This window comes from Vibrio sp. PID17_43, assembly GCF_002608565.1.
Taxonomy (GTDB): Bacteria; Pseudomonadota; Gammaproteobacteria; order Enterobacterales; family Vibrionaceae; genus Vibrio.
On record NZ_LIXM01000002.1, the window covers coordinates 212,236 to 233,804 of the forward strand.

Here is a 21,569-nt window from a genome sequence, read left to right on the forward strand (position 1 = left end):
AAACGTTTGCTTGGTCGTAAAAATTCAGTATGATCCCCTGCAATTTCTGTTTCATCACTTTATTTTGTAAGGGAACACTATGTTCGGTACTGCAACTAGCACACATGCTACCCGTGTATTGCTTTTAGGCTCAGGCGAGCTTGGTAAAGAAATGGCGATTGAATGCCAACGACTTGGCTTAGAAGTCATCGCCTGTGACCGTTACGCAAATGCGCCAGCGATGCAAGTCGCTCATCGTAGTTACGTGATCGATATGCTAGATGGTCACGCACTAGAAGAGATCATCAATAAGGAGCAACCGGCTTACGTCGTTCCAGAAATTGAAGCCATCGCAACAGATAAATTGGTCGAACTCGAAGAGAAAGGCTTGAATGTTGTCCCTACAGCAAAAGCAACCAAACTGACCATGAACCGCGAAGGCATTCGTCGTCTGGCGGCGGAAGAGCTTGGCTTGACGACCTCCCCTTACCAATTTGCCGATAACTTTGAAGACTTCAAAGCGGCAGTTGAACACGTTGGCATTCCTTGTGTTGTGAAGCCTGTAATGAGCTCATCAGGTAAAGGTCAAAGCGTTATCAAAACGGAAGAAGACGTCCAAATCGCTTGGGATTACGCGCAAGAAGGTGGTCGTACAGGCGCAGGCCGTGTGATTGTTGAAGGCTTTATTGACTTCGACTACGAAATCACTCTTCTAACCGTACGCGCGGTTGATGGCGTGCATTTCTGTGCTCCGATTGGCCATCGCCAGGAAGACGGTGACTACCGTGAATCATGGCAGCCTCAAGCCATGTCTGACAACGCAATCAAAGCTGCAGAATACACCGCTGAAAAAGTGGTTAACGCGCTTGGTGGTTACGGCATCTTCGGTGTAGAACTGTTTGTTAAAGGCGATAAAGTGATCTTCAACGAAGTGTCCCCTCGTCCACATGACACTGGTATGGTGACAATGATTTCGCAAGAGATGTCGGAGTTTGCGTTACATGTTCGTGCATTTACCGGCATGCCAGTCAACAGCATCATTCAATATGGTCCCTCTGCATCGGCCGTTATTCTTGGCCAAGGCACATCGACGAATATCCGTTTCAACAACTTAGAAAAAGCATTGGCGCAGCCACAAACCCAAGTGCGTTTGTTTGGTAAGCCAGAAATCGATGGAAGACGCCGCTTAGGCGTGGTGTTAACTCGACGCAAGACCATCGATGACTCGCTTCAAGATGCGATAGAGTCTGCTTCAAAAGTAAATATCGTTTACTAACCTTATTGATAAAGTTGATAAACAAAAGCGCAGCTAAATTTGCTGCGCTTCTTCTTTGTTTAAGGTTATTTCGCCCTACTCGCTCTCGATTAAGTACACTTCTTCAGAAAAACGACTTAAACCTTTCTTGATGATTTTAGGATGATTCTCATCAGCTTGATCCACATTTAAACAAGCTACCTTGTATCCATTAAACAGCGTTTGTATCTCTTCGGCTGGCACACTGAAAGGAGGGCCTGCCATTTCTTCTTGCACGTAGTTCAATGTCACCAGCAAAATTCGTCCGCCAGGTTTTAAAAGTTGCTTCACTCGGCCTGCGTATTCTTCTCGCATTTCCTGAGGTAGGGCAATGAGCGCGGCACGGTCGTAAATGATGTCGGCTTTAGACACAGGTGCGGTAAAGAAGTCCCCAGTGTAAATAGACAGTTCATCAAACTGATACAGTTCGTGCATCCCATTCACTGGGGTTACCGTCGGTGTATAGAAATGTTCCGCAAAAAATGCGCGTACTGCGATTTGGCTTAGCTCCACACCTTGAACGTCGTTATGTTTCGAAGCAAGCCAAATTAGGTCTTCTGACTTACCACATAAAGGAGCCAATACGGTGTCTTCGCGCTTTGGGTTCGTATATTGCCAAAATGCAGGCAATAGTGGGTTCACATCATCAAGGTGGAAACCAATTTGGTTACTGGCCCACTTGTTATGCCAAAATTCCTGATCTCTCATTTTACTTCTACTTTTGGTCGGCTGATTGATAATTATCACGAGCGATACGCTCTATTTTAGTGGGATAAGACTAATGATTTTTTCAAATTTGTCTATGCTGTTCATATTTTGTCAATCAAGCGATGGTAAGATAGTGTCCGTTCTGGATTGCACGCTTTCATTTTCTGCTTGTCAGAATGAAAGAAAGAAAAATGGTGATCTAAAACACGATTTCCCTAAATGGGTAGAAACGAACCTTGGAGTCTTTTGTAGAGCCCCATTTATTATGTAGTACCTGATTTGCAAATCTTAGTGACTTTTTAGTTCCCTTTTTCTAAGTGCAAGCAAGTTAAGGAGAGTGAATGAGCTTATTTTTACGTACTACAGCATTGATGCTTTTAGTACTAAGCCGTGCGCCGGCGTTCGCCGCACTTCCAAATGCCCCGAGCAACGAGCAAAACCGTTCTGAAAGTCAAAACGAGGTTTGCTCCAAATTATTCAAACACAGCCTTAGCGGTCTTTATGGTATTCAATCTATCGATGCCAAACCAACCCAACCGTATTCAGATTTCGATATTCTTTACACCAAAGCTCATCAAGCCCAGTTCGAGCTAGAAACCATCTGTAAAAGTACCGCCCTACTGACCGATGCCCAACCTTATTTTGTAGGTGTAAAATCCAAACATAGAGCCGAAGAAAAGATCGCTCATGAATTAGATGGTCAGGTAGAACGAATTACTGACCTTGCACGAGCTACTATCGTTGCAAATGATGTGGCTAGCCTCGTTTCAATTTACGAAACTCTGGAACGTGAAATAACCATCGTCAAAGTAAAAAACCGCTTTAAGAAACCCGTTGCCTCTGGTTACCGTGATTTAAACCTTCTCGTTCGCCTACCAAAAACCAACCTGATTGCCGAAATTCAGCTGCACTTAAAAGCCATTGCCGATGTAAAAAATGGTCCAGAGCATGACCTTTATGAGAAGATTCAGAAGGTTGAGCGTCAAGCCTTGATAGAAGGTCGAGACCTAAGCGAGTGGGAACTCGCATCCATCACACAAATGAAGAGCCAATCAAAAAACTGGTACCTGGAAGCTTGGCAGCCTTACTTAACCACACACTTGGAAGCAGCCTAATATATTAAGCATTAGAAACAACAAAACCACCTCTTAGGGTGGTTTTGTTTAAGCACAATATAATCCTTCAATCAGGATTTAATCGCTTGGTTTACTGTTCTTTTTTCAGATTCTCGACACGAGCCTTTAACTTTTGACCCGGACGAAACGTGACAACACGTCGAGCAGTAATAGGAATATCTTCACCGGTTTTCGGGTTACGACCAGGTCGTTCGTTTTTGTCACGAAGATCAAAATTACCGAAGCCTGATAGCTTTACCTGTTCGCCACTTTCAAGTGCCTTACGAATTTCTTCGAAAAACACCTCCACCGTCTCCTTGGCGTCCCGCTTACTAAATCCCAAATTATCAAACAGGTTTTCTGCAAGTTCGGCTTTTGTGAGCGCCATAAAACTTTCCTCAAAGCTATGTTAAACAATGCTACCTATATGTAGCGCCAGAGCAGTTTTACCCTACCAATTCAACAACATATCGGGCGTATATCAGCAAGTGTATGACAAGCTTATGATTTTCGCCAACTTTTTCTTGGCGAATATAAAAAATCTCTCAAAGCTCATACTTGCGAGGCACTTCAAATTTCGAGTTTTAGTTTAGCATGCACCGAATATCAGAAATATATTGGTCATTAATACTAGTCTAAAATCAAACCTCAGTATTAAGCACTATTTAATAAAAACATCAGCGATGGTATGATTTACGAACAATTGACATAAACATATCGTAATTTCAGTAGCTTGTGTTAACAGCTATCGAGTTAGCGGAGATAAAGCTTTAGCCGTACTTACATCTTGATTTATAACTGGTTAGAGCATATACAATGCGAGTTTCGCTAAATTGTAAGCATCCACATAGCCCGAATGCTGACGCCCTTCCCATTCAATGTCTTTCGCTTCTTGAGCCGCTTTATGTCCAATACGTTTGTCTTTAAGGCGATTTTGAATACGATATAGCGTCGCTAGATTGATGAACTCCGTAAAGGGCGCATCGATGCCTTTTTCCTCGCATTCTTGCAGTAAAATAATGTCATCCCGACCCCAAGCCGCATATATTTTATTACGTCCACCAAAGTTCTTAATCATTGATTTGATCACCTCGGCGAGAGGACGTCCCTGCTTTTCGATTTTACGCGGAGTAATGCCGGTTAGCTCTACACAAAATAGCGATACTTCATCGTGCTCAGGCTTTACATAATACTGTGCACGTTTCACGATTTCGCCTTTAGACAAATCTATTTCAGCCAGGCCTACTTCAATGATCTCCCCTGTGCGGCCAACACCATTTTCGTTCCAACAGCACATTTCCAAATCGAAGCAAACGACACGGTTATGATTCATAGTCTGTCTTGATTCCTACACAAATTTGAGAGCGAGAGATTCTACCCCAACCAAGATAAAAACTCGAATTTGCTCGCTGAATTAATCACCATTCGCACGCGGTTAAGTGCTATTTTTTATTTATACTGATTGTCTTTAGAAAAGCGCAAATCCAGCAAGCTCAGTTTGCATTAGACTTAACATCAACTGAGCACTGATATCGCTCCAAACAGGCAGAGAATTAAAGTGAGATGGTCGCTAGATGGTAAAATTGCTGACATTTCGAATATCAGGGCAACCAAAAAGAACACGAAATACGGATAAACCAAAGTAACGGTGTCTACTGCGAGGTCTAATCGTTGCATTCTTATGCTAATCGAGGGCTAAAATCACGAATTATTGCAGCCTTAAGCCTTGAATATGCTACCATCCACCATCATTTTAATGTCTAAACTTGGTGCAGACCGCAATGCGGATCTTTTTTGCAAAGAGATATGAGCCAATACTCGCACCAATAAATCAATAGAAAGAGAAAAATGTCATGAACATTGATTTGAACCTAATTCCTCAAACGTTCGATATGTTGCACGCAGGCCTTCTGGCTTCGAGCGTTTTACTTCTTCTGATTGCGGTATCACGCAAATCTAAAGTGGTTGAGAAAGTGGTCGAAAAGCCTGTCGAGAAAATCGTCGAGGTTGAAAAGCCGGTTGAGAAGATCGTCGAAGTAGAGAAAGTGGTTGAAGTAGAGAAAATTATCGAAAAAGTAGTCGAAGTAGAATCGAAGCTTGCGACTGCTTCTACTGACTCTGCGATGCAACTCCTGTCGATCATGCAGCAAGAAGCTCGTCTGATCGACTTCTTAAAAGAAGATCTGAGATCATTCTCTGATGAAGATGTTGGTGCGGCTGCTCGCGTAATTCACACCGGTGGTCAGAAAGTACTGAACGACTACGTGACGCTAGCGCACGTTCGTAACGAAGATGAAGAAACTCGCATTACGGTAGAAGAAGGCTTTAACCCACAAGAAATTCGTCTGACAGGTAACGTAACAGGTAGCGCGCCATTCCACGGTACGCTTGTTCATAAAGGTTGGAAGGCAACGTCTATGAACCTGCCTAAACTGGCCGAAAACTACGATGCATCAGTGATCGCTCCAGCAGAGGTTGAGCTGTAATGGAACACATGAATCAAGAAAACCATTCTCAAGAAGCGTCTGTTGAAACACAACAAACGCCTAAATTTAGTGTCGGTATCGACTTAGGTACTACGCACTGTGTTATGTCTTTTGTCGACACGCACGACGAAGACGCGCGCGTAGAAGTGATGCCTATCCCGCAGCTCACTGCACCAGGCACTGTGGAAACGCGAAACCAATTAGGCTCTTTCCTATACCAGCCGCACGAACACGAAATGGACCCACAATCTCGCGTTCTTCCTTGGTCGAGCGAGCCAAAAGCTCTCGTTGGTGCGATTGCACGTAACTTAGGCTCAAAGACACCAATCCGTCTTGTTGCAAGTGCGAAATCTTGGCTTTGCCACGCAGGTGTGAACCGTCGTGAAGCATTTCTGCCAGCGGGTAGCCCAGAAGAAGTGGAAAAAGTATCCCCTCTTCGCGCAACGGAGCTTTACCTAGAGCACCTAAAAGACGCTTGGAATCACGCGAATCCAAACCACAACCTTGCCGATCAAGACGTCACCATTACGGTTCCGGCTTCTTTTGATCCTGCTGCTCGTGATCTAACAGCCGAAGCTGCGCGCAACGTCGGTTTTGTGCATCTCACGCTTCTAGAAGAGCCGCAAGCTGCGCTTTACAACTGGATTGATAACAGCGACGACAAATGGCGCGACGAAGTCGAAGTTGGCGACATCGTGCTGGTGGTCGATATCGGTGGGGGTACAACCGACCTTTCTTTGGTTGAAGTAACTGAAGACGACGGTAACCTAACTCTGAACCGCATCGCGGTAGGTGAACATATCCTACTTGGCGGTGACAACATGGACCTTGCACTTGCGTACCGCTTGAAGATGAAGCTAGCGCAAGAAGGCAAAGAGCTACAGCCATGGCAAGTTCAGGCGATGACGCACGCATGTCGTGATGCGAAAGAAGCGCTATTGAACGACAGCGAACTTCAGTCAGTGCCAATCGTGGTACCAAGCCGCGGTTCTAAACTGCTTGGCGCAACGCTGAAAACAGAACTGACTCAAGAAGAAGTACAACAAACACTGGTTGACGGTTTCTTCCCTCAAGTTGCGATTACGGACCACCCTGTTCAACGTAACCGTGGTGCACTAACGCAAATGGGTCTGCCTTACGCACAAGATGCGGGCATTACTCGTCACATTGCAGCGTTCTTGTCTAAGCAAGCCAATGCCCTTTCTGCTTCAGGAAATGGCGACGCAGAAGCAGCAGCTCAAGACTTTAATCCATTCGCTAACATGCCGGGTATGCCAGGTGCGGATGCAGCGCAATCGGCTGACTTCATCAAGCCAACGGCAATCCTATTCAACGGTGGTGTGCTGAAATCGAAACTTCTAGCGACTCGTTTAGAAGACACGATCAACGAATGGCTAATTGAAGCAGATGCTGAAATGGCGAAGCGCCTGACAGGTGTGGACCTAGACCTTGCGGTTGCTAGCGGTGCGGCTTACTACGGCTCTGTGCGTCGTGGTCAAGGCGTTCGTATCCGCGGTGGTATTGCTTCGGCATACTACGTGGGTATCGAAAGTGCGATGCCAGCGATTCCGGGCATGGCGCCTCCAATGGAAGCATTATGTGTAGCCCCATTTGGTATGGAAGAAGGCTCAAGCGTTGACGTACCAAGCCAAGAGTTTGGTTTGATCATCGGTCAGCCAGTTAACTTCCAATTCTTTGGCTCAACCGTTCGTCGTGATGACCTAGCGGGTACTCACCTAGACTACTGGGCACCAGAAGAGCTTGAAGAGCTACCAGAAATTCAAGTAACGCTGCCAGTATCTGAAGGTCGTCGTGAAGGTGAAGTGGTTCCGGTAACCCTCGCCTCTCGCGTCACAGAGCTTGGTACGCTTTACTTAGAAGCCATTGCGGCTGATAACGGTCAAAAATGGCATGTTGAGTTCGATGTGCGCGAAGACGCGAAAAGCAACTCAAACGAAGAAGAATAAATAGAAATCAAACGGCATCCAATCGGGTGCCGTTTTTAAATACACGAAGGTTTGTATGGCATCTCCTCGTTTTCTTGTTGGTATTGACCTTGGCACCACGAACACTGTGGTGGCGTACTGTGAAATCACCGACAACCTTGAACAATCCGAAGTATCCCTATTCGACATCGACCAATTGATTGGTCCGGGTGAAGTGGTTCGTAAGCCACTGCTGCCCTCTTTCCGCTATCACCCTGCAGTTGGTCAAATCTCCCCTTCTGACCTAACACTTCCTTGGGAAAACGAAACTGTATCTGGCGACATTAGCAATGTGGTTGTTGGTGAATGGGCTCGTGAATTAGGCGCGAAGGTGGAAGGACGTCAGGTATCCAGTGCAAAAAGCTGGCTATCGCACCAAGCGGTGGATCGTCGTTCAGATATTCTTCCTTGGGCTGGCGCGCAAGACGTAGATAAAGTCTCACCTGTCGTTGCCAGCGCAAGCTACCTCAACCACATTCGTCAAGCATGGAACTACCGTCACCCTAGCAACAAGCTAGAAGAGCAAGATGTGGTTGTGACCGTTCCAGCATCGTTCGATGAAACCGCTCGTAAGCTCACGCTTGAAGCTGCGCAGCTGGCTGGTTTAAAGAAAATCGTCCTGCTTGAAGAGCCACAAGCCGTATGTTACGACTGGTACGCACGCCACCAGCAAACCGCAGCCGATGAACTTAAAGAACTGCCACTGATTCTGGTGTGCGATGTGGGCGGTGGCACCACCGACTTGAGCTTGATTGAAGCAAGTTTCTCTTCTCAAGATGAGCTAACCCTTGATCGTATTGGCGTTGGCGAGCACTTGATGCTTGGTGGTGATAACCTCGACTTAGCATTAGCACACCTTGCAGAAAGCCGCTTCAATCAAAGTAAGAAGCTCACTGCAGCAAGCCTGACGAAGCTGATTCAGCAAACTCGCAAGGCGAAAGAAAACCTGCTTTCAGCGAATTCACCAGAAGAAGTGAAAATCACCATGCTAGGCAGCGGCTCTAAACTTCTTGGCGGAACAAAGAGTATTGGGCTGAGCAAACAAGAAGTGCACCAAATCGCTTTGGATGGCTTCTTCCCACTTTCTGATTTCAGTGAAGTACCAGACAAACGCCGCAGCGCCGTTGTCGAGTTTGGTCTTCCATACGTTGCCGATCCAGCAGTGAGCAAACATGTTGCCGAGTTCTTAACGACGCATCAGCAAGTGTCTCGTACCGCTCTCGGCATTGAAGACGACACACAAAATGCAATTCCAGTCGGTTTGCTACTCAACGGTGGTGTGTTCAACAGTGAACTTGTGACGGAACGTGTCACTACTCTACTTTCCGATTGGCGCGGTGCGCCGGTTACGGTATTAGATAACCCACATCCAGATTGGTCTGTTGCACTAGGTGCTGTTGCATTTGGTAAAGCACGTCGTGGTGCACAACTAAAAATTGGTGGTGGCGCAGCGCGTTCTTACTTCTTGCATCTTCAAGAAAAGAACAAGATGGGCAAAGCGCTCTGTTTGCTTGCTAAAGGTACAGAAGAAGGTCACGAGATCCGCTTAAGTGGTCGTCGCTTCTCGCTTACCCTAGGTGAACCAGTTCGCTTTAACCTGCTGACTTCTACCCACGACACCTTAACCAATAACACCGCCATTCAAAACGGTGTGATGGTTGACGTTGATCCCGACTTATTTGCTCCTCTACCACCTTATATCACTACCCTTGAAGGTGAAGGTGCCGAACTGCAAGCCAACCAGAAAGAGCGTGTAGAAGTACAACTTGCGTGTCAGTTGACCGAAGTCGGCACGCTTAAGATGGAATGTGTCAGCGCGGAAGACGACAACAAACGCTGGGAGCTGGAGTTCGAGGTTCGTAACAAGCAAGCCGACGACAGTGAACAAGTTAAGCTTCACCCTAAGTTGAACGAATGTAAGGAGCTGATTGCTCGCCTTTACAGCGGTAATAAGAAAAGCGCGGAAAGCAAAGAGATCAAAACCTTAGCCAAAGATCTTGAGAAGAAACTTGGCAAGCGCGATGAGTGGGATTTCACGACCCTACGCCAACTGTTCGATACCTTTGCACAAGGTCGTAAGCGTCGCCGTCGCTCTGAACAGCATGAGAAAAACTGGCTTCGTTTAGCTGGCTTTGCATTGCGTCCAGGCTTTGGCGATCCAACCGACTCATGGCGCATTGAACAAGTTTGGGGTCTATACCAACAAAACATTCAGTTCAAGAACCATCAAGGTTGGACTGACTGGTGGGTATTCTGGCGTCGTGTCGCAGGTGGCTTGAGCCAGGAGCAGCAAGAGACCATCTTGGCAGACATCGCGAAATACCTACACCCAGGTGCAATGAAAAACCCGCAATCGGCAAAAGCGGCGCAAGAGATGGGTTATGAGTCGATGGTTCGTTTAGCGGCATCGCTTGAGCACCTCGAAGTGGAAGACAAAGTGCTACTTGCAACATGGTTCCTGAGCAAAGCCATCAACCACAACCAGTTTGAGCAAGCACACTGGTGGGCAATGGGTCGCTTGGCATCGCGTACACCTTTGTACGGCAGTCAGCACAACGTGATTCCTCGTGAACAAGCGGAACAATGGTTACCTAAATTGCTCGAACAAAACTGGCAGAAAGAGCCAATGATTGCATTCGCAGCAGTGATGATTTGTCGTAAGACAGGTGACCGCCTGTTTGACATTTCAGATGACTATCGCGGGCAGGTTCTGGCTAAGCTGAAACTGAACAAAGTCCCAGAATCTTGGGTATCACTGGTTGAAGAAGTCAAAGAGCTGTCTGAGAGCGAGTCGAAACGTGTGTTTGGTGACGCACTACCAAGCGGTTTAACCCTAGTCAGCCACTAAACCCACAAGCACCTTAAGCATCACAAGCCCTTCCATTGAAGGGCTTAATTTTTATTGTTCGGTATAAATGGATTCAGTTCATCTCTGTGGTAATCACCACATCTCGCGTTTCGTTGTCCATATCGCTGATCCCAACAACAGACACTTCACGGTCCGACAAGTTTTCAATCAAGCTATCTTCCAAGCCGCCATCGGCTAACCAAGAGTAGAATTTCTCCGCCACGCGCTCCGAACCTTCTCCAACAAACGTTAATGTGACCTTCTTCATTTGTGACACTCCATTAATTTACGATTCAGCTACTTAAGCGTAGTATGTTTGGCAAACATCGTATGGACTGAATTTGTTTATGAGTATCGAAAAATTTGACGCCATTTATCAACGCGCAGCCGAGCGCAAAGGCGGTGAAGACCAACTTGAAGCGCTTTTGTCTCACCCACTAAGCAAAGAAGAATTAGCAACCATTCAAGATGACCGTTGGCTAGCCGCATTTTCGATGAAAGTATTCCAAAGTGGGATCTCGTGGAGTGTGGTTCGTAACAAATGGCAGAACTTCGAGGACGTCTTTTTCGGCTTTAAAATTGAGCCGCTATTGATGCTGTCTGACGATCAGTGGGAAACCAAAGCAACGGACAAACGCATTATCCGCCATCTGACCAAAGTAATGTCAATCCCTGCCAATGCACGTATGATCCACGAAGCAAGAATCGAGCATGGTTCATTCAGTAAAATGGTGTCCGATTGGCCGCAAGAGAAGATAACCGACTTGTGGACGTATTTGAAGAAACACGGTAATCGCTTGGGTGGCAATACCGGTCCTTACACGCTGCGCCAAATGGGCGTCGACACCTTTATCCTGTCTAGCGACGTTGAAGCTTATCTGCGTAATTGCAAGATCATTGAAGGTGGCAAAGAGACTAAGAAATCACTCGATGCGACTAACAAAGCGTTTGTTCAGTGGCAACAAGAAAGTGGCAGAAGTCTCACAGAGATCAGCCAAATTATAGCGTTTAGTACAGGCGACAACCGGGTATAAGCACACCTCGATCATGAGCTGACACTAAGAAAATCTTTAAGTCATATTGAAGTTTTCTTAGTGTTCTCTGTCATCACATCCCCCCTCCTTCCACACATTAACAATGCGTTCACATAATATTGTTGCATGCATACGTTGCAGCAATAGATAACTCTCATGTCGACAATACAGCGACAAATGCAACACAATCTGTTGTTTTCAAATTTGCACAAAAAATACGCTTGTAAAGTCATCATAAGAATAAATAATAGATCCATTATAATTCAATACTTTAACGCAGGAGGCGCTATGAGAATATTCTGGCAGCTTCGTTGGTATTTCCAACTTAAATGGAAACATTATGTCGGTTCAATTCTTCTACTCGCTGTTATCTCAGCCCTTCAGCTCGTCCCCCCGAAAGCCGTAGGCATCATCGTAGATGGCGTTGTCGATAACACCTTAGACACCACAACCTTGCTGCTGTGGTTGTTTGGTCTGGTGGTGTTATTTTTCACTGTTTATGGCTGTCGTATTCTTTGGCGAATCTGGTTATTTGGTGCCAGCTCGGAGTTAGGTACCATTTTGCGTAACCGCCTATATCGTCATATATCCACACAACCCCCTCGCTTTTTTGAGCGTTTTAAAACCGGCGACCTTATGGCTCGTGGCACCAACGATGTCCGTAATATTGTGATGACTGCAGGAGAAGGCGTACTAACCGCCGCGGATTCGTTGATTACCGGTATTGCCGTTTTGATCGTAATGGTGACACAAATAAGTTGGAAGCTCACATTAATGGCGCTGTTGCCTATGCCATTTCTAGCGCTCACTATTTTCTTTATCGTTCGTATTCTTCACCAACGATTCCGTGTTGCTCAGGAGGCATTTTCTTCCATGTCAGATATGACTCAAGAGTCATTAAATGGCGTGAGAATGCTGCGTGCGTTTGGTTTGGAAGCTCGCGAACAACAACGTTTTGAAGACGTTGTTGATGACACAGGAGATAAAAATATTGCCGTGGCAAGAGCAGATGCACGCTTTGATCCTGCGATCCAACTGACCATTGGGCTCTCCTTTCTTCTAAGTATTGCATCGGGTGCGTACTTGGTCGAACAAGGTGAAATCACCCTAGGCGACCTGACCGCTTTTACCATGTACCTTGGTATGATGATCTGGCCAATGCTTGCGTTTGCATTCCTATTTAATATCCTTGAACGAGGCTCAGCAGCCTGGAATCGTTTACAAGAAGTTTTCGATGAAAAGCCCGACATCGTCAGTGGCGATATCCCCTTATCAGACCGACCTCTGCCTTTAAATATCCAAATTAACGACTATCACTGGTCAACGGATTTACCCCCAGCTCTCAGTGATGTTCACGTTACACTTCAACCAGGACACATGCTGGGTGTCGCTGGGCCAGTAGGAAGCGGTAAGTCAACTTTGCTCGCCTTACTCCTCCGCCAACACGAGCTAGAAAATGGTACCATTTTATTTGGCGACATCGACATTAAAAACGCGATTCTGCCACAATGGCGCAACCGTTTTGCCGTCGTGAATCAAAGCCCATTTCTATTTTCAAAATCAATCTACGACAATATCGCGTTGGGTAATCCATCGGCTTCGCAGGCCGACGTGTATCGCGCTGCCAAACTGGCCTGTATCCATGATGATATCGAAAAATTCCCGCAGGGCTACCAAACTGAGGTAGGTGAAAAAGGCATCACACTCTCAGGCGGCCAAAAGCAACGAATTGCCATTGCACGTGCAATGCTACTCAATGCTCAAGTGCTGGTTTTAGATGATGCCTTGTCTGCTGTTGATGGACGAACAGAGCACCAAATCCTCAAAAATCTAGAAACGCACTATCGGGAACAAGCGTTGATAGTCATTGCTCATCGCCTTACTGCGCTCGAAGCTGCCGAAGAAATCATTGTCCTCAATCATGGACACATCGCCGAACGGGGTCAGCATCATGCATTGCTGCAACAGTATGGCTGGTATTCAGAAATGTATCGATATCAGAAACTTGAACAAGCAATGGAGGACTAACTTTTGAAACAGAGTACGATTTTCAAGCGGTTATTGTCTTACCCGCTGTCACAGCCGAAACCAATGATACAAGGTCTTGCACTGCTGTTTATTGCAGCAATAGCAAATGCTGGTGGCCCATGGCTAATTCAATATTTTATTGATGAACACATTACTAAGGGCGACTACTCGACCAACGTGCTGATATCTTTAGCGGTGGGCTATATCTCATTACAGCTTATCTCAGCCACGTTCCAATATCTGCAATCGCTGCAATTTAGTATCGTTGCGACTAACACCATCAAAACGATTCGTAAGCAAGTGTTTTTTGGTGTTATCAACCAACCCCTTTCCGAATTTGACTACACACCAGCAGGGAAGCTGGTCTCCCGTATTACTAACGATACGGAATCATTACAGCAATTTTATGAGTTACTCATAGCAACCGTGATCAAGAACTTGGTCATGATCTTGGTCATGTTGGGCGTCATGTTTTACATGAGCTGGAAGTTGGCGTTGGTCGTCGTCCTATTACTGCCGATTGTTGTCGGTTTCATGTATCTATTTAAACGTCTTAGCACAGAGACGTATCGTTGCATGCGTGACTTGCTGTCTGACATCAACGCTAACCTTAGCGAATCGATTCAAGGGATGAGTGTCATTCAGCTTATGCAGCAAGAAGACCGTTTTAACAAACAGTTTAACGAGTTAACCGCTGAACACTTGGTTGCGTCAAAAAGAGTCATTCGCTTAAATGGGTACTTACTGCGTCCACTTATGGATATGCTCGCTGGTATCGCCCTACTGTCGCTTGTCGCCATCTTCGGTTTCAACGGTGTTGAAGTGATCGGGGTTGGTGTTCTTTATGCCTTTATTAGCTATCTTGCAAGGGTAACTGAACCCCTTATCGAGATGACTCAACAACTGGCTCTGTTGCAGCAAGCGCTCGTTTCGAGTGAACGCGTATTTGAGTTAATGGACGCCAAAGAGCAAACTTATGGCGCGGATCATGCTCCGCTAAAAACGGGGTCGATTAAGCTTGAGCAGCTCACATTTAGCTACGATGGACAGCAAAATGTGCTCAATAAAATTTCGTTGCAGGCGGAACATCAGGACTTCGTCGCCCTAGTGGGTCATACTGGCAGCGGGAAAAGTACCCTCGCTTCTCTGTTAATGGGGTTTTATCCAACAGAGATTGGAGCACTGTTAGTCGATGGCCGTCCGTTGAAGTCATTAGGTAAAGAGGTGCTCAGAAAAGATATCGCCATGGTTCAACAAGGCCCACATATTCTGCCTGCATGTGTAAAAGAAAATATCTGCTTAGGCCGAAGTGTTACGGACGAACAAGTTTGGGATGCATTAGAGAAGGTCGGTCTAGCCGAACAAATTCACCGCTACCCGCGTGGGTTAGATACTCAACTTGGCCAAGGTGAAACCAACTTATCTGCTGGTCAAAAACAGCTGCTCGCCCTCGCACGCGTATTAGTGGCAAAGCCAAAAATACTCATCTTAGACGAGGCTACGGCAAACATAGATTCTGGTACAGAGGCTCTGATCCAAAAAAGCTTAGAAGTACTGCGTAAAGACATGACTCTGGTCGTCATTGCGCATCGCCTCTCGACCATTTTGAACGCAGACCAAATCATCGTACTGCATCATGGTGATCTAGTAGAAAGCGGCACACACAGCGCGCTTCTTAAACAAAATGGGCGTTATGCAAGAATGTATCAACTTCAGCAGGCGAATCGACACATCCAAGAAATTGAGGAACTGGAAGAGAAACAGTTTGAAGAGGCCATTTGATCTCAACGGTTAGGCAGCGTTATGGTGCACATCATCTCATGTGCACCAACTATCTTCATAATTTACACATTTCTTATATTTCTTGGTTAATATTGACATAAACCCTCGCTATTCTTTGCGAGGTCGTTGTAAAATCGTCAAATACAGCAACCTAACCCTTTATAAACAGTATTGTCACAGCACGATGTTGTTCGGTTGGCGTCTGCACATTCCCAATGTTACTAAGTAATTTCATGATTAGAGTCCATGGACCAAGATAAATTTACAAATATCTATCGCTTGCCCGGTTCGCTGCAGATTCGAATCGGTAAATGGCAAAAAACTTTCCGCGGCACATCTGATTTGGTTCTTCATCAGGTGCTCATGGAACGTAATAAGCAGTTTAAGCAACCCACCTTTTTACCAAAGGGCTGGTGTATTACGCCTGTTGATGAAAGCGACATCACCATCACACACCATGGTAAATATATTCAGACGGTAATGCGTACCATGTTGGACAGAAAGGTCTCATACAAACGATTGTTCCTTTCTCGTATGGATGCAGAAGCTGGCGAAAAAGTACTGCGTGAATATAAACTTGAGTGGTTACGCAAACACAATCAAATCGCAAAAAAATATAATCAAATCAAGAAAAAACAGTACATGAGTTTAGCAAGGGAAGAAGAAGAAACGCTTTACCCTTCGATAGAAAAAGGAAAATTCGATAAGGCACTCTGGAACAAACTCGTTATCTCTGCCTTTGGTCCAGAAAAGAAATACAAAAATCCGCACTATGTTCGAAAAGCGAACTTCTGATATTGCATCTTATACCCAAGTAACCTCAAGATGCTTGGGTATAAATAAGTGAAGCTGTGGCATTAAAGAATAAACTAGCCGCAGCGAATACGAAGGCTTAATGACGCGCATCTCCACTAAAATCGACTTCTTTATAGATATCAGCTAACGACTGCTTGCCTTTAACTGAACGCTTTTTCTTCGGCTGATAATGATACTCTTGGTCATGCAAAGCTTCTTCGTGCTCCTTTGCAGACTCGACGAAATCAGAGTTTGCCAATGCTTGTTGGCGCAGGCGGTTTACTCGTTTAAGGGTTTCCCACAGCATACTTCACCTCCAAACCTAATTACTGTATATAAAAACAGTATTATTTATCATTTCCTCCACGTCAAGGTTTAACGTCTAATCGTTGCTTTTACATCAAACCTATCCCCGTACAATGCTCCGGGTATTTGTTGATGACTTGTTTTATGTAGTTTTGATGCTCTCTTAAAGCATTTACGCACTCTCTCGAGAATAGGCCCTGATAAACTTGCTTCTCTAACTCTAGCAGCGCATAAGTCACTGACCAAGCTTGCCGATACGGATGGTGGGTAGTCATCACATCAAACGCATTGGCGACCGCCACTATTTGTGCAGCGATTGGAATGCTTGAACCTTTCAACCCAAATGGGTAGCCAGACCCATTTAAGTTCTCATATTGATAAGTGATTATTTGGCGAAAGACATTCACACCGGGGTGAACAGGATTACCGATACGTGCAACGATGTTGTCTGCAGATTTGATACACTGATCAATATGCTCAAGCAACAAAGCTTCTTGTTCATCCGAAAAGTGGCAACGGTCATGATCAATTTCAGCAGAAAGCGGTATCGCACTCAAATTATGGTAGCGGGCAAATACGCTGATTTGCTCCACCAACTCATCGCTGAACTCATGGGCATCAGCTAAGTATTTGGCAATTAACTGACTGTAAATGCCCACCCTCTTACTATGAGAATACACTTCACGCGAATAACCGGGCATTAAGCACTGCATTCGCTCGGCCATAAGTTCAATACTGTTCACCACATGATCTTCCGATCCCACCGCAAACTGAATCATTTCAAAATATGGTTTAAGGCTATTGAGCGCATTCAAACTGAATGCATGGGTTTTAACGGAGTTAAGAAAGACAAAACCCGTAAAAGTTTGATGGTCATAGCAAGGGATCGCCACTGACGATTGATAGCCTCGTTTTAGAAGCGTTTGAATACGTTGACAATGGTTAATGTCATGAAGATCATCGACAATACGTGGAGTCGCGCTACTAGCAGCAATGCTGAGGTGATGAAGTTTGCGTAGTGGCGCTTCATGATGCGCTAAACGCCAAGTGCCGAATTCACTTTCAGCGAAAGACTTGAGTATACCGTGTTGCGGATAGTATTTGACAAACGACACTCTATCAACAGAGGATAAGTGTGCCTGCATCCTAATCTTCAACGTTTGCATTTGCTCATTAAGCGGTTTTGCAAACGGGTAAAAACTCCGGTGTGCCATACTTCACCTCCACACCCAAGCATAGAAACTAGAAGAAAAGCCTAATGAAACTCAGAAGATTAAATGTAATTAAAGCGACTTTTCTCCACCTAATTTATCGACATACCACAACTTAAGTGTACGAAATAGAAACAGGTCACCGCCAATTATTTCACCGAATATTCAACGATAATTTGATCAAGATTAAAAAGGCCAGTGCGCCTTCACCCACTGACCGTCACTTTGTATCACAACCAATGATTAACCTAGAGCAGGAAGCACGCCAACCGTAATAAGAACTTGTGCCAGAACAATCGCCGTACCTGCAATCCCCGTCACAACCAAGGTTCCTTGGCCACCCGCAACGCGGTATTCACCCGTAAATTCATCTGAGCGACGCACTTTTATCACCATCACTAGTGGTAAGAAAATCGCTAAGATAGCGAGTGCAATTGCAGCGTAACCCAACGCCATAATGAAGCCTTGCGGATAAAACAATGCAAAACCAAGTGGTGGGGTAAATGTTACTAGGGCCGCTAACAATCGGTTAGGTTTTTCGTTATCGCCTTTAATGGTATCCCCCAAGAACTCAAACAGTCCTAAGCTTACACCGAGGAAAGACGTTAACAATGCAAGGTCTGCGAATACACCGACGACATTGCCTAGATTTGATTGTTGTACGGTTTGCGATAGTTGGCCGATAAGCGCACTTAATCCACCATTGTCAATCAACGTGTTTTGGCTAACGACACCAAGCGTCACAATCTGCCAGAAAATGTAAATCACTAACGGAATCGTTGAACCAACCATGATTGCTTTACGCAGTGATGATGTATCCCCATCAAGGTAATTTACAATCGCAGGAATACTTCCGTGAAAACCAAATGAAGTAAAGATAACCGGAATAGCGGCAACAATAAGACCTTGTTCAACTGGCATACTGAGCAGGTACGATTGAGTAACGTTTGGGGCAAGGAAAAACAATACGGCGATCATGGCTACCATCTTCAAACCAAACAACACGCGGTTTACCTTATCAACCGTGCTCGTTCCAACCGTCACTACAAGCGTCACGATAAGCGTAAAAATAATGGTTGATGTCGAGCCAGAAAGTTCTAAGTCAAACCAATCAGTGAGTCGGTCACCAAACTGAGCCCCACCACCAGCAATGTAAGCGGCGCACAGTGAATAGAACAGAAACAACATCGAGAAACTCGCAATCCACTTGCCTTTCTGTCCAAGAATTTTTCTTGCCAGCGTGTGCAACGTCGCATTGCTATCAGCATATTGGTGCAATTCCAACATGAGTAGCGCAGTAAACGCCATCAATGCCCACAAACTCAACATAATAATAAGGGAGGTGGAAAAACCAATGCCTGCAGAGGCAAGAGGTAGCGCTAGCATTCCAGCACCAATTGTAGTCCCAGCAATAATCAGGGCACTACCAAACACTTTAGATTGACTCATTGTATATTTATCTTTACAGCCTAATAAGATTAATCAGCATGAGGTCAGGAAACCGTCTACCAAACCCAATACCACTATTGGAATACAGTTTGATTCTGTCGGATCTCTCAAATAAGATCAAGTAAAGTGTAAGGATTAAGATGCAGTAATGTACATTTAGTTTTACACCCCTACTTTAAGTCCGAATTTGGGCAAGTAATTAAGCGCATCGGTTGTTTGCTCAATACCAACTGCTTGATACAACAGCTAATGGCAGGTACTTAAAAATTAGCTTAATAGCAACGATAGAATAGGCTTGGGTTTCTTGGGTTTCTTGCGTTGCATTACGTGAAATATAGGCTTCTAAAGCATGAGTTAAAGCATCGATACCAGTATCGGCGGTGACCTTAGCCGGTAAACTAATGAGAAGATTTGCATCCAATGCCGCCATCTTAGGTACGAGCTTGGGATCAATTAAGGGGGTTTTCAGATGTGTAATAGGGTCAGACACGACTGCTGCAATGGTTACTTCGGAAAAGGTACCACCGACGCAGCAACTTTCAATCCGTTGGTATGTCGAGTTGAGCCAAACCTTTAGATAAAACACGAAAAGAAACACCTGATTTTCCGTGCTGCTGGATTAGTAAAAAAATATTACATACTGATATACTGAACAAAATCACACGAATTAGTCTTGCGAATGGATTACATAACACTCTCACGCATTAGCCTTAAACACCTAACGGTACTGCACATGCTACTCATGACACACAGCGTGACTCAAGCGGCGGAACAACTTTGCGTGACCCCTTCTAGCGTGAGTAAAACGCTCAGTCAATTGCGTGACATTCTGAAAGACGACCTTTTTTACCGCGATGGCACTCGTTTAGTCCCGACTCCGTTTGCTTTGAATATAGGCCCTTCGGTGCACGGCATTCTTTCCAGCATGAACGGTTTGCTTTACCAAGGTTCGTTTAATCCCACCTATTATGAAGGTCGATTCTCATTGGCAATGCGTGAAAGCACCTTTGAGATCTTCGCGCCTATGCTACAGAACCTATCTAAACAGATGGGCAGCCGAGCGCAATTGAACGTCTATGCGAAAGAGCAAATGAGTTTCGATTCTCTGATCCGCGGACAGGTCGACTTTTTGATTCTGCCGCATGACATCAGCCAGCCGCCAACCCACAGCAAAGACTTGGTATGGCAGACGATTCTAGAGGATGAAATGATCTGTTTGATGGGCAGAAATAACCCGTTGACAAAAGAAGAGCTTTCGATAGAAAACTATCTGTGTGCAAGACACATAGGCATTCACGATAAAGACTTATCCCAGCCCTACTTTGAACAGAACTTAACCCAGTGCTATGCCAAACGCAGTGTCGCGATGCACGTGGCAGACTTTGGATCCGCAGCAGTGATGTGTCACCACTCCGATTATCTATTCACTTGTTCAAAACTTTGGGCGCAAATGGCACTGCAAGCGAATGGCTTGGTAGAAAGACCTTTGCCATTCGAGTACGGGCAAGTGGCGTACAGTTTGGTGTGGAATAAAGCGAGTCTGAACGATCCCGCTTTGAGGTGGCTACAACAGCAAGTGCTTAAAGCGTGTGAAACCTTGGGAGGATGCAGCAAACCGAGAGTGAATTAAGTTCTAAACTTGTTTGCCTTTACTGCGCTACACGTAGACCGATGGCATAGTCATTGGTCTGCTGACAAACTGACTTAATTGAGCGTGAAAGCGTTCCATTTCATCCTTAGAGCATTTCTCCCATTCTAGCGCTTCGCCTGTCACACCATGATGTTGAAACGCGTTCAAACGAATGTTGACTGATTTCGGCAACGATTGCAGATAGTGCCCAACAGTGGCTATTTCTGTATCTAGATCACTTTTACCCGGTATATGAAGCAAGCGCACTTCATACAGCTTGTCAGCGTTTGCTAAATACTGAATCGTCTGGAATACGCGGTGGTTATCTCGCCCGACAAGCCAGTGATGCGTTTCACTTTGCCACGATTTAAGATCAATCATTGCGCCATCCATATACGGCAACACTCTTTCCCAACCTGAGGTTGATAAAGACCCATTGCTATCGATGAAGCAAGTAAGATGCTGCAATTCAGGATCCTGCTTGATCCCTTTAAACAGCGCAATAATGAAAGGAAGCTGTAAGGTAGATTCCCCACCGGATACAGTAACACCGCTAATAAAAAAGCGCTGTTTGCGTATCAAATCGAGCATTGCCTCCACAGAGTAGTCAGTAATTTTTGGATTTGATTGGTGCTGACATATCTCTGTGCAACGCTCGCAGTGGGTGCACTCCTCTTTAAGCCAAACAACGTTGTTGCTTTCGTCGAACTTCAGCGCGCCAACCGGACACACGCTTACACAATCACCACAATGATCACAGTGATTGATGGTGTGCGGATTGTGGCAGTTGATGCACTGATAGTTACAACCCTGTAGAAAGATGACTAGACGGTTTCCCGGTCCATCAACACAAGAAAACGGAAGGATTCGAGTGACCTTAGCCAAGGGATTTACCGATCGTCTAGTCATCTTATTCTTG

At 45.4% G+C, this 21,569-nt stretch carries 18 protein-coding genes and 1 pseudogene; 10 read left to right on the plus strand and 9 right to left on the minus strand.

What is annotated here, in order from left to right; all coding sequences use genetic code 11:
• Nucleotides 1–79 precede the first annotated feature (79 nt).
• On the plus strand, nucleotides 80–1,255 hold the full coding sequence (purT, locus tag AK965_RS02475) for a formate-dependent phosphoribosylglycinamide formyltransferase (protein ID WP_099078117.1): 1,176 nt from the start codon (nucleotides 80–82) through the stop codon (nucleotides 1,253–1,255).
• 75 nt (nucleotides 1,256–1,330) lie between these two features.
• Here purT and AK965_RS02480 read toward each other — a convergent pair whose 3' ends face one another.
• Nucleotides 1,331–1,981, minus strand: a complete 651-nt coding sequence (locus AK965_RS02480; RefSeq protein WP_099078118.1) for a thiopurine S-methyltransferase — start codon at nucleotides 1,979–1,981, stop codon at nucleotides 1,331–1,333.
• A 341-nt stretch (nucleotides 1,982–2,322) separates the two neighbouring features.
• On the opposite strand from AK965_RS02480, the gene AK965_RS02485 reads away from it, so the two are divergent.
• Nucleotides 2,323–3,096, plus strand: a complete 774-nt coding sequence (locus tag AK965_RS02485; protein WP_099078119.1) for a phosphoribosylglycinamide formyltransferase — start codon at nucleotides 2,323–2,325, stop codon at nucleotides 3,094–3,096.
• Between the two features lie 91 nt (nucleotides 3,097–3,187).
• Here the strand turns inward: AK965_RS02485 and ihfA are convergent, their stop codons facing one another.
• Nucleotides 3,188–3,484, minus strand: coding sequence for an integration host factor subunit alpha (gene ihfA / locus AK965_RS02490; RefSeq protein WP_099078120.1), 297 nt, complete (start codon nucleotides 3,482–3,484; stop codon nucleotides 3,188–3,190).
• Nucleotides 3,485–3,898: 414 nt separating this feature from the next.
• On the minus strand, nucleotides 3,899–4,429 hold the full coding sequence (locus AK965_RS02495; protein ID WP_099078121.1) for a 3'-5' exonuclease: 531 nt from the start codon (nucleotides 4,427–4,429) through the stop codon (nucleotides 3,899–3,901).
• A gap of 520 nt (nucleotides 4,430–4,949) precedes the next feature.
• Between AK965_RS02495 and AK965_RS02500 the strand changes: the two genes are divergently transcribed.
• Genes AK965_RS02500 through AK965_RS02510 form a run of 3 tightly spaced genes read left to right on the plus strand, consistent with a single transcriptional unit; the run spans nucleotide 4,950 to nucleotide 10,415 of the window.
• A complete protein-coding gene (locus AK965_RS02500) occupies nucleotides 4,950–5,582 on the plus strand; it encodes a DUF2760 domain-containing protein (RefSeq protein ID WP_099078122.1) in 633 nt (210 codons plus the stop codon).
• Complete coding sequence (locus AK965_RS02505) at nucleotides 5,582–7,549, plus strand: Hsp70 family protein (RefSeq protein ID WP_172438044.1); 1,968 nt, start codon at nucleotides 5,582–5,584, stop codon at nucleotides 7,547–7,549. The genes AK965_RS02500 and AK965_RS02505 overlap by 1 nt, the downstream gene beginning before the upstream one ends.
• A gap of 55 nt (nucleotides 7,550–7,604) precedes the next feature.
• Nucleotides 7,605–10,415, plus strand: coding sequence for an Hsp70 family protein (locus AK965_RS02510; protein ID WP_099078123.1), 2,811 nt, complete (start codon nucleotides 7,605–7,607; stop codon nucleotides 10,413–10,415).
• 73 nt (nucleotides 10,416–10,488) lie between these two features.
• On the opposite strand, the gene AK965_RS02515 is transcribed toward AK965_RS02510, so the two are convergent.
• Complete coding sequence (locus tag AK965_RS02515; RefSeq protein WP_172438045.1) at nucleotides 10,489–10,683, minus strand: hypothetical protein; 195 nt, start codon at nucleotides 10,681–10,683, stop codon at nucleotides 10,489–10,491.
• A gap of 79 nt (nucleotides 10,684–10,762) precedes the next feature.
• On the opposite strand from AK965_RS02515, the gene AK965_RS02520 reads away from it, so the two are divergent.
• From AK965_RS02520 to AK965_RS02535, 4 genes are all read left to right on the plus strand, one after another.
• Entirely contained in the window at nucleotides 10,763–11,449 is a 687-nt protein-coding gene (locus AK965_RS02520; RefSeq protein ID WP_099078125.1) for a DNA-3-methyladenine glycosylase I, read from the plus strand.
• A 288-nt stretch (nucleotides 11,450–11,737) separates the two neighbouring features.
• Nucleotides 11,738–13,477 carry an ABC transporter transmembrane domain-containing protein gene (locus tag AK965_RS02525; protein ID WP_099078126.1) on the plus strand — a complete coding sequence of 580 codons (1,740 nt, stop codon included), beginning with the start codon at nucleotides 11,738–11,740 and terminating at the stop codon, nucleotides 13,475–13,477.
• 3 nt (nucleotides 13,478–13,480) lie between these two features.
• Nucleotides 13,481–15,259 carry an ABC transporter transmembrane domain-containing protein gene (locus tag AK965_RS02530; RefSeq protein WP_099078127.1) on the plus strand — a complete coding sequence of 593 codons (1,779 nt, stop codon included), beginning with the start codon at nucleotides 13,481–13,483 and terminating at the stop codon, nucleotides 15,257–15,259.
• Nucleotides 15,260–15,505: 246 nt separating this feature from the next.
• Nucleotides 15,506–16,054, plus strand: coding sequence for a hypothetical protein (locus AK965_RS02535; protein ID WP_099078128.1), 549 nt, complete (start codon nucleotides 15,506–15,508; stop codon nucleotides 16,052–16,054).
• A gap of 97 nt (nucleotides 16,055–16,151) precedes the next feature.
• On the opposite strand, the gene AK965_RS02540 is transcribed toward AK965_RS02535, so the two are convergent.
• The 4 genes and pseudogenes from AK965_RS02540 to AK965_RS02555 all read right to left on the minus strand — a co-directional run.
• The gene (locus AK965_RS02540; protein ID WP_099078129.1) at nucleotides 16,152–16,361 is read right to left on the minus strand and encodes a hypothetical protein; all 210 of its coding nucleotides are present in this window, start codon (nucleotides 16,359–16,361) and stop codon (nucleotides 16,152–16,154) included.
• 88 nt (nucleotides 16,362–16,449) lie between these two features.
• Entirely contained in the window at nucleotides 16,450–17,574 is a 1,125-nt protein-coding gene (locus AK965_RS02545; RefSeq protein WP_099078130.1) for an HD-GYP domain-containing protein, read from the minus strand.
• A gap of 240 nt (nucleotides 17,575–17,814) precedes the next feature.
• A complete protein-coding gene (locus AK965_RS02550; protein ID WP_099078131.1) occupies nucleotides 17,815–19,020 on the minus strand; it encodes an aromatic amino acid transport family protein in 1,206 nt (401 codons plus the stop codon).
• A 241-nt stretch (nucleotides 19,021–19,261) separates the two neighbouring features.
• Nucleotides 19,262–19,543 (minus strand): annotated as a pseudogene (locus AK965_RS02555) (iron-containing alcohol dehydrogenase); the annotation flags it as partial.
• 156 nt (nucleotides 19,544–19,699) lie between these two features.
• On the opposite strand from AK965_RS02555, the gene AK965_RS02560 reads away from it, so the two are divergent.
• Nucleotides 19,700–20,650 (plus strand): LysR family transcriptional regulator, encoded by a 951-nt coding sequence (locus AK965_RS02560; protein WP_099078132.1) that lies wholly within the window; start codon nucleotides 19,700–19,702, stop codon nucleotides 20,648–20,650.
• A 27-nt stretch (nucleotides 20,651–20,677) separates the two neighbouring features.
• Here AK965_RS02560 and AK965_RS02565 read toward each other — a convergent pair whose 3' ends face one another.
• Nucleotides 20,678–21,559 (minus strand): YjjW family glycine radical enzyme activase, encoded by an 882-nt coding sequence (locus tag AK965_RS02565; protein ID WP_099078133.1) that lies wholly within the window; start codon nucleotides 21,557–21,559, stop codon nucleotides 20,678–20,680.
• Nucleotides 21,560–21,569 lie beyond the last annotated feature (10 nt).

What these genes read in the sequence shown, in the direction of transcription:
- AK965_RS02480 (WP_099078118.1), bottom strand. Translation starts at nt 1,981, where the DNA reads ATGAGAGATCAGGAATTTTGGCATAACAAGTGGGCCAGTAACCAAATT.
- AK965_RS02565 (WP_099078133.1), bottom strand. Translation starts at nt 21,559, where the DNA reads ATGACTAGACGATCGGTAAATCCCTTGGCTAAGGTCACTCGAATCCTT.
- AK965_RS02495 (WP_099078121.1), bottom strand. Translation starts at nt 4,429, where the DNA reads ATGAATCATAACCGTGTCGTTTGCTTCGATTTGGAAATGTGCTGTTGG.
- AK965_RS02505 (WP_172438044.1), top strand. Translation starts at nt 5,582, where the DNA reads ATGGAACACATGAATCAAGAAAACCATTCTCAAGAAGCGTCTGTTGAA.
- AK965_RS02550 (WP_099078131.1), bottom strand. Translation starts at nt 19,020, where the DNA reads ATGAGTCAATCTAAAGTGTTTGGTAGTGCCCTGATTATTGCTGGGACT.
- AK965_RS02560 (WP_099078132.1), top strand. Translation starts at nt 19,700, where the DNA reads ATGGATTACATAACACTCTCACGCATTAGCCTTAAACACCTAACGGTA.
- ihfA (WP_099078120.1), bottom strand. Translation starts at nt 3,484, where the DNA reads ATGGCGCTCACAAAAGCCGAACTTGCAGAAAACCTGTTTGATAATTTG.
- purT (WP_099078117.1), top strand. Translation starts at nt 80, where the DNA reads ATGTTCGGTACTGCAACTAGCACACATGCTACCCGTGTATTGCTTTTA.
- AK965_RS02535 (WP_099078128.1), top strand. Translation starts at nt 15,506, where the DNA reads ATGGACCAAGATAAATTTACAAATATCTATCGCTTGCCCGGTTCGCTG.
- AK965_RS02545 (WP_099078130.1), bottom strand. Translation starts at nt 17,574, where the DNA reads ATGGCACACCGGAGTTTTTACCCGTTTGCAAAACCGCTTAATGAGCAA.
- AK965_RS02500 (WP_099078122.1), top strand. Translation starts at nt 4,950, where the DNA reads ATGAACATTGATTTGAACCTAATTCCTCAAACGTTCGATATGTTGCAC.
- AK965_RS02485 (WP_099078119.1), top strand. Translation starts at nt 2,323, where the DNA reads ATGAGCTTATTTTTACGTACTACAGCATTGATGCTTTTAGTACTAAGC.
- AK965_RS02525 (WP_099078126.1), top strand. Translation starts at nt 11,738, where the DNA reads ATGAGAATATTCTGGCAGCTTCGTTGGTATTTCCAACTTAAATGGAAA.
- AK965_RS02510 (WP_099078123.1), top strand. Translation starts at nt 7,605, where the DNA reads ATGGCATCTCCTCGTTTTCTTGTTGGTATTGACCTTGGCACCACGAAC.
- AK965_RS02515 (WP_172438045.1), bottom strand. Translation starts at nt 10,683, where the DNA reads ATGAAGAAGGTCACATTAACGTTTGTTGGAGAAGGTTCGGAGCGCGTG.
- AK965_RS02520 (WP_099078125.1), top strand. Translation starts at nt 10,763, where the DNA reads ATGAGTATCGAAAAATTTGACGCCATTTATCAACGCGCAGCCGAGCGC.
- AK965_RS02540 (WP_099078129.1), bottom strand. Translation starts at nt 16,361, where the DNA reads ATGCTGTGGGAAACCCTTAAACGAGTAAACCGCCTGCGCCAACAAGCA.